This is a genomic window from Streptomyces sp. DH37 (assembly GCF_029813835.1).
Classification (GTDB): domain Bacteria; phylum Actinomycetota; class Actinomycetes; order Streptomycetales; family Streptomycetaceae; genus Streptomyces.
The window spans coordinates 1-13,515 of record NZ_JARVKV010000103.1 but is presented as its reverse complement, the minus strand read 5'-3'; the positions used below and the strand labels follow the sequence as shown (position 1 = coordinate 13,515).

The 13,515-nt window shown below is 75.4% G+C and carries 11 protein-coding genes; 7 read left to right on the top strand and 4 right to left on the bottom strand.

The window, feature by feature from the left end; genetic code table 11:
• Positions 1 to 63 precede the first annotated feature (63 nt).
• Together hemQ and hemG are read right to left on the bottom strand one after the other, a co-directional pair.
• Positions 64 to 780, bottom strand: a complete 717-nt coding sequence (gene hemQ, locus QC029_RS29325; protein ID WP_279558871.1) for a hydrogen peroxide-dependent heme synthase — start codon at positions 778 to 780, stop codon at positions 64 to 66.
• Positions 777 to 2,222 (bottom strand): protoporphyrinogen oxidase, encoded by a 1,446-nt coding sequence (gene hemG / locus QC029_RS29320; protein ID WP_279558870.1) that lies wholly within the window; start codon positions 2,220 to 2,222, stop codon positions 777 to 779. The genes hemQ and hemG overlap by 4 nt, the downstream gene beginning before the upstream one ends.
• A gap of 212 nt (positions 2,223 to 2,434) precedes the next feature.
• On the opposite strand from hemG, the gene QC029_RS29315 reads away from it, so the two are divergent.
• Positions 2,435 to 3,547 carry a DUF4349 domain-containing protein gene (locus tag QC029_RS29315; RefSeq protein ID WP_279558869.1) on the top strand — a complete coding sequence of 371 codons (1,113 nt, stop codon included), beginning with the start codon at positions 2,435 to 2,437 and terminating at the stop codon, positions 3,545 to 3,547.
• A 50-nt stretch (positions 3,548 to 3,597) separates the two neighbouring features.
• Here the strand turns inward: QC029_RS29315 and hemE are convergent, their stop codons facing one another.
• On the bottom strand, positions 3,598 to 4,632 hold the full coding sequence (gene hemE / locus QC029_RS29310) for a uroporphyrinogen decarboxylase (RefSeq protein WP_279558873.1): 1,035 nt from the start codon (positions 4,630 to 4,632) through the stop codon (positions 3,598 to 3,600).
• 126 nt (positions 4,633 to 4,758) lie between these two features.
• On the opposite strand from hemE, the gene QC029_RS29305 reads away from it, so the two are divergent.
• The 6 genes from QC029_RS29305 (at position 4,759) to QC029_RS29280 (ending at position 11,822) form a co-directional block, all read left to right on the top strand.
• On the top strand, positions 4,759 to 5,394 hold the full coding sequence (locus QC029_RS29305) for a DUF3000 domain-containing protein (RefSeq protein WP_279558868.1): 636 nt from the start codon (positions 4,759 to 4,761) through the stop codon (positions 5,392 to 5,394).
• 184 nt (positions 5,395 to 5,578) lie between these two features.
• Positions 5,579 to 6,244: a response regulator transcription factor gene (locus tag QC029_RS29300; RefSeq protein WP_279558867.1), complete on the top strand. Its 666-nt coding sequence runs from the start codon at positions 5,579 to 5,581 to the stop codon at positions 6,242 to 6,244.
• A 272-nt stretch (positions 6,245 to 6,516) separates the two neighbouring features.
• The gene (locus QC029_RS29295) at positions 6,517 to 7,764 is read left to right on the top strand and encodes a ribonuclease D (RefSeq protein WP_279558872.1); all 1,248 of its coding nucleotides are present in this window, start codon (positions 6,517 to 6,519) and stop codon (positions 7,762 to 7,764) included.
• Between the two features lie 190 nt (positions 7,765 to 7,954).
• Entirely contained in the window at positions 7,955 to 9,169 is a 1,215-nt protein-coding gene (locus QC029_RS29290) for an acetyl-CoA C-acyltransferase (RefSeq protein ID WP_279558866.1), read from the top strand.
• Positions 9,166 to 11,292: a 3-hydroxyacyl-CoA dehydrogenase NAD-binding domain-containing protein gene (locus QC029_RS29285; protein ID WP_279558865.1), complete on the top strand. Its 2,127-nt coding sequence runs from the start codon at positions 9,166 to 9,168 to the stop codon at positions 11,290 to 11,292. The genes QC029_RS29290 and QC029_RS29285 overlap by 4 nt, the downstream gene beginning before the upstream one ends.
• Positions 11,293 to 11,426: 134 nt before the next feature.
• Entirely contained in the window at positions 11,427 to 11,822 is a 396-nt protein-coding gene (locus QC029_RS29280) for an NTP pyrophosphohydrolase (protein WP_279558864.1), read from the top strand.
• A 22-nt stretch (positions 11,823 to 11,844) separates the two neighbouring features.
• On the opposite strand, the gene QC029_RS29275 is transcribed toward QC029_RS29280, so the two are convergent.
• Entirely contained in the window at positions 11,845 to 13,425 is a 1,581-nt protein-coding gene (locus QC029_RS29275; protein ID WP_279558863.1) for a glycosyltransferase family 39 protein, read from the bottom strand.
• Between the last annotated feature and the right edge of the window lie 90 nt (positions 13,426 to 13,515).

Here is a 13,515-nt window from a genome sequence, read left to right as displayed (position 1 = left end):
GGGCGGGCGGTCACCGGCCGGGGACGTACGGGTGTGTACGGGCGGTGCGCGCCGAGGGGCGTGCTACGCCAGCCCGGCCACCAGCTCCGCCACCTGCTTGCGGCGGCCGGTGTAGAAGGGGATCTCCTCGCGGACGTGGAGGCGGGCCCGGGAGGCGCGCAGGTGGCGCATCAGGTCGACGATGCGGTGCAGCTCGTCGGCCTCGAAGGCCAGCAGCCACTCGTAGTCGCCCAGCGCGAAGGAGGCGACGGTGTTGGCGCGCACGTCCGGGTAGCCGCGCGCCATCTTCCCGTGCTCGGCGAGCATCTCGCGGCGCTCCTCGTCGGGCAGCACGTACCACTCGTAGGAGCGCACGAAGGGGTAGACGCACACGTACGCGCGCGGCTCCTCGTCGGCGAGGAAGGCCGGGATGTGCGAGCGGTTGAACTCGGCGGGGCGGTGCAGCGCCATGTTGGACCACACCGGCTCCAGCGCGCGGCCCAGCCGGGTGCGCCGGAAGAGGTTGTACGCCTCCTGGAGCGCGTCGGCGGTCTCCGCGTGCCACCAGATCATCACGTCGGCGTCGGCGCGCAGCCCGGAGACGTCGTAGGTGCCGCGCACGGTGACGTCCTTGGCGGCGAGCTGGTCGAACAGCTCCTGGACCTCGTCGGCGTAGCCGGCGCGGTCCTCGGGAAGCGCCTCGCGCAGGCGGAAGACCGACCAGAGGGTGTAGCGGATGACCTCGTTGAGGTCCTTGGCCTTCTTGCCCGCGTTGGGCGTCTTGCGGGGTTCAGCAGTCATGGGTTCATTCTCGCGCGGCGACCGGGGCGGCCGGTGGCTGGGTCCTCGACATCGGCTGGAGTTCCGGCCGGAGCGCCGCCGGCGAGCAACGACCCGGCGGCGGCGCGGGCCCCGCCGACGCACGCCGGGATGCCCACCCCGTCGTACGCCGCGCCGCACACCGCCAGGCCCGGCAGGGCGGCGAGGTGGCGGCGCACACGGGCGACGCGCTCGAGGTGGCCGACGGGGTACTGCGGCAGTCCGTCGTTCCAGCGGGTGACGGTGGAGGCGACCGGGCGGGCGGTGAGCCCGATCGCGGTCCCCAGGTCGCGCAGGGAGGCCTCCACCAGGTCGGCGTCGTCGAGCCCGAGGACCTCCTCCTCGCCGTACCGGCCCAGGGAGGTGCGCAGGACGAAGAGGCCGGGGTCCTGGGCGGCGTTCCAGTGCCACTTGTTGGTGGAGAAGGTGGACGCCTTGATCGTCCGCCCGTCCACGGCGGGGACGAGGAAGCCCCGGCCCTCGGGGACGGAGGCCAGGTCGCGGCGGCGGAAGGCCATGGTGACCAGGGCCATGGAGGCGTACTCGACGCCCGACAGCTCGGCCGCGGCGGAGGGGGCGGGGCCGGACAGCAGCCGCGCGGCGGCGGGCGCGGGGACGGCGAGCACCACCGCGTCCGCCTCCCGCGCGCGGCCGCCGGCGGTCACCGTCCAGCCCTTCCCGGTGCGGCGCAGCTCCTCGGCGGGGGTCCCGGTGAGGATCTCCGCGCCCGCGGCGCGGCAGGTGTCGGCGACGGCGCCGGGCAGCCGTCCCATGCCGCCCTCGATGCCCATGAAGACGGGCCCGTCCTGCCGGTTCGCGGCGGCGCGCTCCTGGACGCCGCGCACGGCGGCGAGCAGCGAGCGCTCCTTCCGTGCCGCCTCGAACAGCGCCGGTACGGAGGCGCGCAGGGAGATCCGGTAGGCGTCACCGGCGTACACCCCGCCCAGCAGCGGCTCCACGAGCCGGTCCACGACCTCGCGGCCGAGGCGGGCGGCGACGTACTCGCCGACGGCCACGTCCTCGCCGATCTCGGTGCGCGGCAACTCGGCGTCCTCGGCGGCGCGGGCGAGGCCGTCGGGCGAGAGGACCCCGCCCAGGACGGCCGGGTCGGCGGGTACGCCCATGAGGTGGCCGGTGGGCATCGGGCGCACCTCGCCGCGGGTCCAGATCGCCGCGGTGCCCGTGGCGGGCGGCTGGAGGGCGTCGCCGAGGCCGGCGGCGCGGGCGAGGTCGAGGCCCTCGGGGCGGCGGGCGAGCATCGACTCGGCTCCCAGGTCGACCGCGACGTCCGCGATCCGGCCCGCGTACAGCTTGCCGCCGAGCCGGGGCGAGGACTCCAGGACGGTCACGCGCGCGCCGCCCTCCAGGAGGCGGTGGGCGGCGGCGAGCCCGGCGATGCCGCCGCCGATGACGATGACGTGCATGGCCCCACTCTCGCAGACCCCCGCCGGTCCCGGCGCGGCGGCCCGGCGGTGGCGCGGGCGGTGACCCCGGCGGTGGCGCGGGGCCCGGCGGTGGCCGGACGGTGGCCCTACCGTGACCGCTTCGCTACCGGAACCCGGCAACCCGCCCGCCCGGGCGGCCGTCCAACCCGCGACGTTCACCGATGTGTTGGGGGGCATTGATGTTCACGCGCGTGTTCACGTCCGCGTCCGTGCGGGGGCCGGGGCGCCGCGGGCCGCTCGCCGCGGCGCTGCTGGCGGCGGCGCTGGCGGTCACCGGCTGCGGCGCGGCGGGAGGCGGGGACGAGAAGGAGGCGGCCTCGGCCGACAGGGGCGTGGCCGCGCCCGAGGCGCCCGGCGCGGTGCCGCAGGAGGCACGGGAAGGACAGGAGGGGCAAGAGAGACAGGAGGGGCGTGAGGGGGAAGCCTACGAGCCGGGCGCCTCGCAGGCGGACCGGAAGGCGGCCGGGAGTCAGGAGGCGGCCGGCGCCGACGAGGCGCCCGGCCCCGCCGCGACCCACATCGTCCGCACGGCGTCGCTCACCGTGGTGACGCAGGACGTGGCGGGGAGGGTGGCCCGTGCCCGTGCGGTGGTGGAGTCCGCGGGCGGCTACGTCGCCGGCGAGGAGACCGAGCGCGGCGGGGACGACGACCTCTCCCGGATGACGCTGCGGGTGCCGCCCGAGGAGTACGAGGACGTGCTGGAGGAGCTGGCCGGGCTCGGGAAGCTGGTCGAGCGGAGGGTCTCGGCGAAGGACGTCACCGACCGGGTGGTCGACGTCGAGAGCCGGATCAGGACGCAGAAGGCCAGCGTGGCGCGGGTGCGCGCGCTGATGGACGAGGCGGAGGAGCTGGCCGACGTGGTGGCCCTGGAGGCCGAGCTGAGCACCCGGCAGGCGGACCTGGAGTCCCTCCAGGCGCGTCTGAAGTCCCTGGAGGACCGCACCGGGACGGCCACGGTCACGCTGCTGCTGCACGGGCCGGACGCGGAGCCCGCCGGGGAGGAGGACGGTACGCCGTCCTTCCTCGACGCCCTGTCGGGCGGCTGGCACGCCTTCGTCTCGACGGTCCGCTGGTTCACCGTCGTCCTGGGCGTGCTGCTGCCCTTCGCCGCGGCGGCGCTGCTGGCGGCGGTGGTGTGGCGGCTGGTCCGCTCCCGTCTGCCGCGGCGGCCGGAGGGTTCGCGGCCGCGGCGCACCGGGCCCGCCGTACCGCCTCCAGTGACGGTTCCGGGGACGGTTCCGGGGCCGGTTCCCGGGCCGGCGGCGCGGGAGGACGGGCCCGCGGGGGGCTCGGGGAGGGAGTGAGGGAGCGCCCGGTGGGGCGGCCTCCGCGGAGGCCGCCCCACCGGGGTCTCTCAGCGCGCGGTCCGCTCGTGGACGTACTCGACGAGCCGGGTGAGCGCGTCGGGGTCGGTGTCGGGCAGCACCCCGTGTCCGAGGTTGAAGATGTGACCGGTGCCGTCCGGCAGCTTGCGGGCCGCGTCCAGCACGCGCCGCGCCTGGGTCTCGACGGCCTCGCGCGGCGCGAAGAGCACGGCCGGGTCGAGGTTGCCCTGGACGGCCTTGCCGGGCCCGATCCGGCGGGCGGCCTCGTCCAGCGGCACCCGCCAGTCCGCGCCGACGACGTCCGCGCCCGCCTGGGACATCGCGCCCAGCAGCTCGCCGGTGCCGACGCCGAAGTGGATGCGGGGGACGCCGTAGTGGGCGACGGCGTCGAAGACCTTGGCGGAGGCGGGCAGCACCGAGGCGCGGTAGTCGGCGGGCGCCAGGGCCCCGGCCCAGGAGTCGAAGAGCTGGACGGCGCTCGCGCCCGCCTCGATCTGCACCTTCAGGAAGCCGGCGGTGATGTCCGCGAGCCGGTCCAGCAGGTCGGCCCACAGTTCCGGGTCGCCGTACATCATCGCCTTGGTGTGCTCGTGGTTGCGGGACGGCCCGCCCTCCACGAGGTAGCTGGCGAGGGTGAAGGGGGCGCCGGCGAAGCCGATGAGCGGGGTGGCGCCCAGCTCGGCGGTGAGCATGCCGACGGCCTCGGTCACGTACTTCACGTCGTCCGGCTCCAGCGGGCGCAGCCGCTCCAGGTCGGCGCGGGAGCGGACGGGCCGCTCGACGACGGGCCCCACGCCCGGCTTGATGTCGAGGTCGAGGCCGATGGCCTTGAGCGGGACGACGATGTCGCTGAAGTAGATGGCCGCGTCCACCTTGTGGCGGCGGACGGGCTGGAGGGTGATCTCGGTGACGAGATCGGGACGCATGCAGGAGTCCAGCATCCCGATGCCCTCGCGCACCTTCCGGTACTCCGGCAGGGAGCGTCCGGCCTGCCGCATGAACCACACCGGGGTGTGCGGCACGGGCTCGCGGCGGCACGCCCGCAGGAAGGCGGAGTCGGCCACGGCGGGGTCGGGGGATCCCGCGGAGGAGGGGGTCGGGGCGGCGGTTCGGTCGTCGGCGGTCACAACCAGAAGTCTCGCACGTGTCCCTACCCGTCCGGAGCACCCGTTCCGCCTACGCTGCCGCCCATGGCAGCGGCGCGAGCACACCAGGCGGACGGCACGGAGGGTCCCGGCGGTGAGGAGGCCCCGCGGCCCTTCCGGCAGGCCGTGGCCGCCCTCACCGCGGTACGGCCGCGGCCGGAGGTCCGGCTCGACCCGCTGCCGCCGCCCCGGCGGCTGGCGCCGTTCGCGTACGCGCTGGAGGCGTCGGTCGAGGCCGAGGGCGAGGAGCTGGCCGACGGGCGGTTCGTGCTGCTGCACGACCCCGAGGGCCAGGAGGCGTGGCGGGGCACGTTCCGCGTGGTGACCCTGGCCCGCGCCGACCTGGAGCCGGAGATGGCGGCGGACCCGCTGCTGCCGGAGGTCACCTGGTCGTGGCTGACGGGCGCCCTGGAGACGCGGGCGGCGGTGTACGCCGGGGAGGGCGGCACGGTGACGCGGGCGGACTCCCACTCCTTCGGGGAGCTGGCGGGGCGGGCGGCGCGGTCGGAGATCGAGGTCCGCGCCTCGTGGACCCCGCGGGAGGGACTCGGGGGCGCGGCGGCCGCGCACCTGGCCGCCTGGTGCGACCTGCTGTGCCAGTGCGCGGGGCTGCCGCCGGAGAGCGGCGAGGGGGCGGCCGTCGTACCACTGCCGCAGCGTCGCGGCCCGCAGCCACTCTGATGGTTCCCCGGATCGAGTTCATGTCCGATTTGCCGGAATTTTCCACTCACTCATTCGTGATCATTCCCTAAAGCCGGACCGGCGGAGTGCCGAAGGATTCTGTGACCCCTCCACAGGGCTCAATCCCATCCCGACTTCCCCCCATAGTCGGCTTCCGTCCGCTCTCCACTCCCCAGGAGGCCCGGTGTCCGTTCTTCTTGAGCACCCCACAAGCCTGGTCGCCTACCGCCCGAACAAGCCGACGGCCATGGTCGTCGTCGCCGACCCCCGGGTCCGTTCCACCGTCACCCGCCACCTGTGGGCGCTCGGTGTCCGGGACGTGATCGAGGCGTCTTCGGTCGCGGAGGCCCGTCCCCGTGTCGCCAACCCGCGCGACATCTGCGTCGCCGAAGTCCACCTTCCCGACGGCTCCGGCCTGACCCTGCTCTCCGAGACCCGGGCAGCGGGCTGGCCCAACGGTCTCGCCCTCTCGGCCGCCGACGACATCGGCGCCGTGCGCAACGCCCTCGCCGGCGGTGTCAAGGGATACGTCGTCACCGGCACCCGCGGCACCCCCGGCCACCCCGGGCGCCCCGGCACCGCACCCATCGGCGCCGCCGCCGCTGCCCGCATGCACCGCCGCCCGCCGGGCGCCCCCGGTCAGCCGGGCGGCTACCGCGAGCTGTCCGGCCGGGAGATCGAGGTGCTGCGGCTGGTGGCGGAGGGCCAGTCCAACAAGGCGATCGGCGTCTCCATGGGCCTGTCCGCCCTGACCGTCAAGAGCCACCTCGCCCGGATCGCCCGCAAACTGGGCACCGGCGACCGCGCGGGCATGGTCGCGGTGGCCCTGCGCACCGGCATCATCCACTGATCCCACGCCCTCCCCGCCCCCTCCCCTTCCCCCTCTTCCCGATCCCTTCGAGCCCTCCGGTCCCTCCGATCCCTCCTCCGCTCCCGTCCGCTCCCCGCCCCGGACCGGCCCGCGCCTTCCGGCCGGCCGGTCCCCGGCCCCCGCCCGTCCGGCCGCTTCCCGGCCGGGCGGGCGGTGCGTGGTGCCCGCCGACGTGACGTTCCGTCGGCGGGCACCGCGCACTGCGTGCTCGCGGATACCCTTGTCCCGTGACCGACGCCCAAGAGACCTCCATAAGCAACGCGGCACGGCCTCCCTCCGGGGAGGAAGGTCCGGCACCGGTCCCCTTGCTGGAACCGCGCGAGGGCGTCCCGCCCGTGACCGCCACTCCCGAGGCCCTCGCGGAGGTCGTGACCGCCTTCGCCGGGGGCACCGGTCCCGTCGCGGTCGACGCCGAGCGGGCGTCCGGATACCGCTACGGGCAGAGCGCCTACCTCGTCCAGCTGCGCCGCGCGGGCGCGGGGACCGCCCTGGTCGACCCGGTCGGCTGCCCGGACCTGACCGCCCTCGGCGAGGCCATCGGGGACGCCGAGTGGGTGCTGCACGCCGCCACCCAGGACCTCCCCTGCCTGCGCGAGGCGGGCATGCGCCCCACGCGGCTGTTCGACACCGAGCTGGCCGGGCGACTGGCGGGCTTCGCCCGCGTCGGCCTCGGCGCGATGGTCGAGAACGTCCTGGGCTACTCGCTGGAGAAGGGCCACTCCGCGGTGGACTGGTCCACCCGCCCGCTGCCCGAGCCCTGGCTGCGGTACGCGGCGCTGGACGTGGAGCTGCTGATCGACCTGCGCGACGCCCTGGAGGAGGAGCTGGAGCGCCAGGGCAAGCTGGAGTGGGCGCACCAGGAGTTCGCCGCCATCGCCGCGGCCCCGCCGCCCGCCCCCCGCAAGGACCCCTGGCGCCGCACCTCGGGCATGCACAAGGTCCGCAGGAGGCGGCAGATGGCGGCCGTACGGGAGCTGTGGACGGCCCGCGACCAGGTGGCGCGGCGGCGCGACGTCTCACCGGGCAAGGTGCTCACCGACGCGGCCATCGTGGAGGCCGCGCTGGCGATGCCCGCCACCGTGCAGACGCTGGCCGCGCTGCCGGGGTACGGGCACCGGATGGGGCGCAAGCAGCTGGAGCAGTGGCTGGCCGCGGTCCAGCGCGCCCGCGCCCTGCCCGAGTCGGAGCTGCCCCAGCCCGCCCTGACGCCGGCCGGCCCGCCGCCCCCGCGGGCCTGGGCCGACAAGGACCCGGCCGCGGCGGCCCGGCTCGCCGCGGCGCGCGCGGCGGTGACCGAGCGCGCGGAGGAGCTGGGCCTGCCCCAGGAGAACCTGCTGACGCCCGACACCGTGCGGCGGCTGTGCTGGGAGCCCCCGGCCGAGCCCACGCCCGAGGCGGTGGCGGAGGAGCTGCGCCGCCACGGGGCCCGCGAGTGGCAGGTCGAGCAGACCGCCGAGCTGCTCACCACGGCCCTGGCGGCGCCCGCGCAGGCGGGCTGACACCCGTACGGCCCCGGTCCTCCCCCGGGGAGGGCACGCGTGTGACGTGCGCCCCTCCCCGGGGACGCCCCTTGCCCCATAATGGTTACCGACCGGTAGCATTGGTGGCGGGAAGAACGCCGCACGGCGACCGCACTTCCCCGGGGGGACGCACCCCCGGACCCCTGGCCGCACCTGGAGGAGAGCCAACGTGCCTCGTACCGCTAGGGACGTCGTCTTCGTCGACGGCGTTCGCACCCCGTTCGGCAAGGCGGGCCCCAAGGGCATGTACCACGAGACGCGCGCCGACGACCTGGTCGTCAAGTGCATCCGTGAGCTGCTGCGCCGCAACCCGGACCTGCCCCCGGAGCGCATCGACGAGGTCGCCGTCGCCGCGACGACTCAGATCGGCGACCAGGGCCTGACCCTGGGCCGCACCGCCGGCATCCTGGCCGGGCTGCCGACGACGGTGCCGGGCTACTCCATCGACCGCATGTGCGCCGGCGCCATGACCGCCGTGACGACGACCGCCGGGTCGATCGCCTTCGGCGCGTACGACGTCGTGGTCGCGGGCGGTGTCGAGCACATGGGCCGCCACCCGATGGGCGAGGGCGTGGACCCCAACCCGCGCTTCGTCTCCGAGAAGCTGGTCGACCAGTCCGCCCTGTTCATGGGCATGACGGCGGAGAACCTGCACGACCGCTTCCCGCACATCACCAAGCGGCGCGCCGACGAGTACGCCGTGCGCAGCCAGGAGAAGGCCGCCAAGGCGTACGCCGACGGCAGGATCCAGGCCGACCTGGTGCCGGTCTCCGTGCGCCGCACCAGCCCCGAGGCCGGCGAGACCGGCTGGGGCCTGGCCACCGCCGACGAGCCGATGCGCCCGGGCACCACCCTGGAGCAGCTCGCGGGGCTGAAGACGCCCTTCCGCGCGCACGGCCGGGTCACCGCGGGCAACGCCGCCGGCCTCAACGACGGCGCCACCGCCTCCCTGATCGCCGCCGAGGACGTGGCCCGGGAGCTGGGCCTGCCGGTCAAGATGCGCCTGGTCTCCTACGCCTTCGCGGGCGTGGAGCCGGAGGTCATGGGCATCGGTCCGGTCCCCTCCACGGAGAAGGCGCTGGCCAAGGCCGGCCTGTCCATCGGCGACATCGGCCTGTTCGAGATCAACGAGGCCTTCGCCGTCCAGGTCCTGGCGTTCCTGGACCACTACGGCATCGCCGACGACGACGCGCGCGTCAACCAGTACGGCGGCGCCATCGCGTTCGGCCACCCGCTCGCCTCGTCGGGCGTCCGCCTGATGACGCAGCTCGCACGGCAGTTCGAGGAGCAGCCGCACGTCCGCTACGGCCTGACCACCATGTGCGTCGGCTTCGGCATGGGCGGCACCGTGATCTGGGAGAACCCCCACTGGGAGGGCAAGTGAGTACCGCTGAGCTGCTGAAGGGCGCCGCCGAGCTCTTCCCGGACGAGGTCGTCACCAGCGCCCACGTACGCCACCTCGACCTCCCCCAGGGCGCGGGCCGGTTCGCGCTCATCACCCTGGACAACGGCCTGGACCACACCAAGCCGACCACCCTCGGCCCGCAGTCGCTGGCCAACCTGGACAGGGCGATCGACCAGGTCGAGGCCGAGGCCGCCCGGGGCGAGATCGTCGGCGTCGGCGTGACCGGCAAGCCGTTCATCTTCGCCGTCGGCGCCGACCTCAAGGGCGTGGAGGTCATCAGGCGCCGCGAGGACGCGCTGGCCATCGGCAAGGGCGGCCACGACATCTTCAGGCGGCTGTCCTCCCTGGCCGTGCCGACCTTCGCCTACTACAACGGCGCGGCGATGGGCGGCGGCGTCGAGGTCGGCCTGCACTGCTCCTACCGCACCGTCTCGCGGGCCATCCCGGCCTTCTCCCTGCCCGAGGTCTTCCTCGGGCTGGTCCCCGGCTGGGGCGGCTGCACCCTGCTGCCGAACCTGATCGGCGCGGACCGCGCGGTCTCGGTGATCATCGAGAACTCGCTCAACCAGAACAAGCAGCTGAAGGGCGAGCAGGTCTTCGAGCTCGGCATCGCCGACGCGATCTTCGACGGGGCCGACTTCCTGGAGCAGTCCCTGATCTGGACCGCCTCGGTGCTCCGCGGCGAACTCGAGGTCGACCGCCCGGACGTCGACCGCGGCGAGGCCTGGGACCAGGCCGTCGCCCGCGGCCGCGGCATCGCCGACTCCAAGGTGCACGGCGCGGCGCCGGCCGCGTACCGCGCGCTGGACATCATCGCGGCGGCCAGGAACGGCGACCTGCGGCAGGGCTTCGACGCCGAGGACCGCGCCCTGGCCGACCTGATCATGGGCGACGAGCTGCGCAGCGGCATCTACGCCTTCAACCTGGTGCAGAAGCGCGCCAAGCGCCCGGCCGGCGCCCCGGACCGGAAGCTGGCCCGCCCGGTCACCAAGGTCGGCGTCGTCGGCGCCGGTCTGATGGCCTCCCAGCTCGCGCTGCTGTTCGCCCGCCGTCTGGAGGTGCCGGTCGTCCTGACCGACATCGACCGGGAGCGCGTCGACAAGGGCGTGGGCTACGTCCACGGCGAGATCGACAAGCTGCTGCTCAAGGGCCGCGTCAACCAGGACAAGGCCAACCGCCTCAAGGCCCTGGTCACCGGTTCGCTGGACAAGGCCGAGGCCTTCGCGGACGCCGACTTCGTGATCGAGGCCGTCTTCGAGGAGATGGGCGTCAAGCAGCAGGTGTTCGCCGAGGTCGAGGCGGTCGTGCCCGAGCACGCCGTCCTGGCCACCAACACCTCCTCGCTGTCGGTCACCGAGATGGCGAGCAAGCTCAGGCACCCCGAGCGGGTCGTGGGCTTCCACTTCTTCAACCCGGTCGCCGTGCTGCCGCTGCTGGAGATCGTCCGCGCCGAGCAGACCGACGACGCCTCGCTGGCGACGGCCTTCGCGGTCGCCAAGTCGCTGAAGAAGACGGCCGTCCTGGTCAAGGACGCCCCGGCGTTCGTCGTCAACCGCATCCTCACCCGCTTCCTGGGCGAGGTGCTGCGCTCCATCGACGAGGGCACCCCCGTCGAGGTCGCCGACCGCGCGCTGGCCCCGCTGGGCCTGCCGATGTCGCCGATCGTCCTGCTGGAGCTGGTCGGCCCGGCGGTCGCCCACCATGTGGCGGGCACCCTGAACGCCGCGTTCCCCGACCGCTTCGGCGTCTCGGAGAACCTCGGCCGCGTCGTCGAGGCGGGCAAGCGCAACCTCTACGTGTACGACTCCGGCAAGCCGGAGCTGGACCCGGAGGTCGCCGCCCTCTTCGAGACCGGCGACACGGTGCTGACCGAGGAGCAGGTCCGCGAGCGCGCGCTGAACGCGATCGCCGAGGAGATCCGCCTGATGCTCGACGAGGGCGTCGTCGCCGAGGCGCAGGACATCGACCTGTGCCTGATCACCGGTGCCGGCTGGCCCTTCCACCTGGGCGGCATCACGCCGTACCTGGACCGCGAGGGCGTCTCCGAGCGCGTCACCGGCAAGCGGTTCCTGGAGCCGGGCGTCGCGAGCGTCCCGCGGTGACCCGCCGCCCCTGAGGGCAGACCCTTGACGGCGCCCGTCCGCGCGGCCTCCGCGCGGACGGGCGCCGTCGTGCCGTGCTCTGCCCTGTCCTGCTCTGCTGTGCCCTGCCGTGCAGCGCATGGCACCCTGGGCGCATGCCGGAACGCGCTCTCCTCGTCGTGGACGCCGCCAACGTCGTCGGTTCGGTGCCCGACGGCTGGTGGCGGGACCGGCGCGGCGCGGCCGAACGGCTGCGGGACCGGCTCGCGGCGCGGGCGGCGGACCCGGACGGCGAGCACGCCGGGGACGCCGGGGACGCCGGGGACGCCGAGGAGATCGTGCTCGTCGTGGAGGGGGCGGCGCGCGGGGTGGCCTCCGTCCCCGGGGTGCGGGTGGTGGAGGCACCCGGCAGCGGGGACGACCGGATCGTGGAGCTGGTGGCGGCCGAGGGCCGCGGCCGGCGCTGCACCGTGGTCACCGCCGACCGCGGGCTGCGGGAGCGGGTGGAGGCGCTGGGCGCCCGGACGGCCGGGCCGCGCTCGGTCCGCTGACGGCCCGCCGGCTCCCCGCGGCTCAGCGTCCGCCGGCCGCTCCCTCCGCCGGGCGGTCCGGCCGCAGTACGTACACCACCGCCCCGTCCACCCGCTCCGCGCGCTCGTAGTGCGCCGCCAGGAGGTACCGCAGGGTCGGCATCCGGGAGGGGCCGTACGGCTTGCCGCGCGAGTCGTCGACGATCACCTTCGGCGGGTCGTCGGCCAGCTCGGCGCGGAAGGTCCGCCAGCCGCCCTCGACGCCGTAGCGCTGGCCCACCCGGTGGCCGTCCCGGCCGCCGCTGAAGTTGGTGAGCAGACCGGCGGTGAGGTAGCGGCTGGCCGGGGTGCGGTCGGCGAACCAGTAGCCCTCCGGGTGCATGCCCCACAGGAGCACCTTCTCCTGGGGCCCGGCGTGCCGGCGCGCGGCGTCGGCCACCTTCCGGGCGTGGTCCAGCTCCCCGCTGTCCGCCGCGGCGCTCCACCCCAGGAACAGCGCGCACGACAGCGCGCCGCACAGCGCCGCCCGGCGCGGCCACTCGCCGCCCAGCAGGTGCAGGGCCCCGGCGCCCAGCAGGGCCAGCGGCGGCAGCAGTTGCAGGTAGTAGTGGCCGAAGAAGTGGAAGCCGGAGACCACGGCGACGGCGGACGCCGCCGACCAGACCCACAGATCCGCCGTCAGGACCCGTCCCCGGTCCGGGCGGCGCCGCAGCGCCGCCGCCAGCGGCACCAGCAGCCCCGCGCACCCCGCCGCCGCGATGGCCGTGTTGCCCAGGCCCCGGCCGAGCACGTGCAGCTCCGAACCGGTGAAGGAGGCGTACGCGCCGGAGCCGGTGACCGTCCAGAACAGGAAGCGGGACCAGCCGGTGGCCGCGGCCACCGCCGCCACCGGGAGCGCGAAGCCGGCGCCGAGCCGGACCAGCGCGGCCCGCCGCCCGCCGGGCGGCACCGAGCGCCACAGCGTGAACAGCACGGGCAGCAGGACCGCGCCGCCCGTCTGCTTGACCAGGAAGGCCCCGGCGACCGCGAGCCCGGCCGCCGTCCAGCGCCGCCGGTCGGCGCACCAGACGGCCGCCGCGGTGAACGGCAGTATGAAGACCTCGAAGTTCGCCGCCTGGGCGTCCTCGGGGTTGAGGCCCACCGAGGCCAGGACGAAGAGCACCCCGGCGGCCCAGCCGGCCCGCTCGCCCCAGCGGCGGCGGGCGAGGGAGGCCAGCAGCGCGGCGGTCGCCGCCACCGCCGCCACCGCCGCGGCCTTGACCGGCCACAGCGACTCGTCGCCGAAGAGGGCGAAGGCCCCCTGGTACAGCCAGGGCACCAGGGGCGGCTTGCGGTCCACGACGGTGTCGTAGAGGACCCCGCCGTCGGCGAGCATCCGGGCCTGGGTGGCCAGGAAGCCCTCGTCGGGGTTCCACAGCGGGCGCAGGAAGGACGGGACGCGGGTGAGCGCGGCCAGCAGCACCAGCACGGGCAGCAGCCGGGACCAGAACCGCCGGGGGCGGCGCGCGGCCGGCGGCAGCGCCGTCCGCGGGGCCGGGAGCGGCACGGACCGCGCGATCGCGGGCAGCGCGGAGCGCGAGGCCGCGGGCAGCGTGGAGCGCGGCGGATCGGGGGCGGGCGGCATGGGCTCAACCTATCCGGACCCGTCCGGCCGCCCTCCCGTTCCGGCGGGGCCGGGAGACGGACGCGGCGCGCCCGGCCGCGGGGGGCGGAC

Coding starts and splice junctions, on each gene's coding strand:
- hemG (WP_279558870.1), bottom strand. CDS start 2,222: ATGCACGTCATCGTCATCGGCGGCGGCATCGCCGGGCTCGCCGCCGCC.
- hemQ (WP_279558871.1), bottom strand. CDS start 780: ATGACTGCTGAACCCCGCAAGACGCCCAACGCGGGCAAGAAGGCCAAG.
- QC029_RS29275 (WP_279558863.1), bottom strand. CDS start 13,425: ATGCCGCCCGCCCCCGATCCGCCGCGCTCCACGCTGCCCGCGGCCTCG.
- QC029_RS29305 (WP_279558868.1), top strand. CDS start 4,759: ATGGCAGCGGCGCGAGCACACCAGGCGGACGGCACGGAGGGTCCCGGC.
- QC029_RS29280 (WP_279558864.1), top strand. CDS start 11,427: ATGCCGGAACGCGCTCTCCTCGTCGTGGACGCCGCCAACGTCGTCGGT.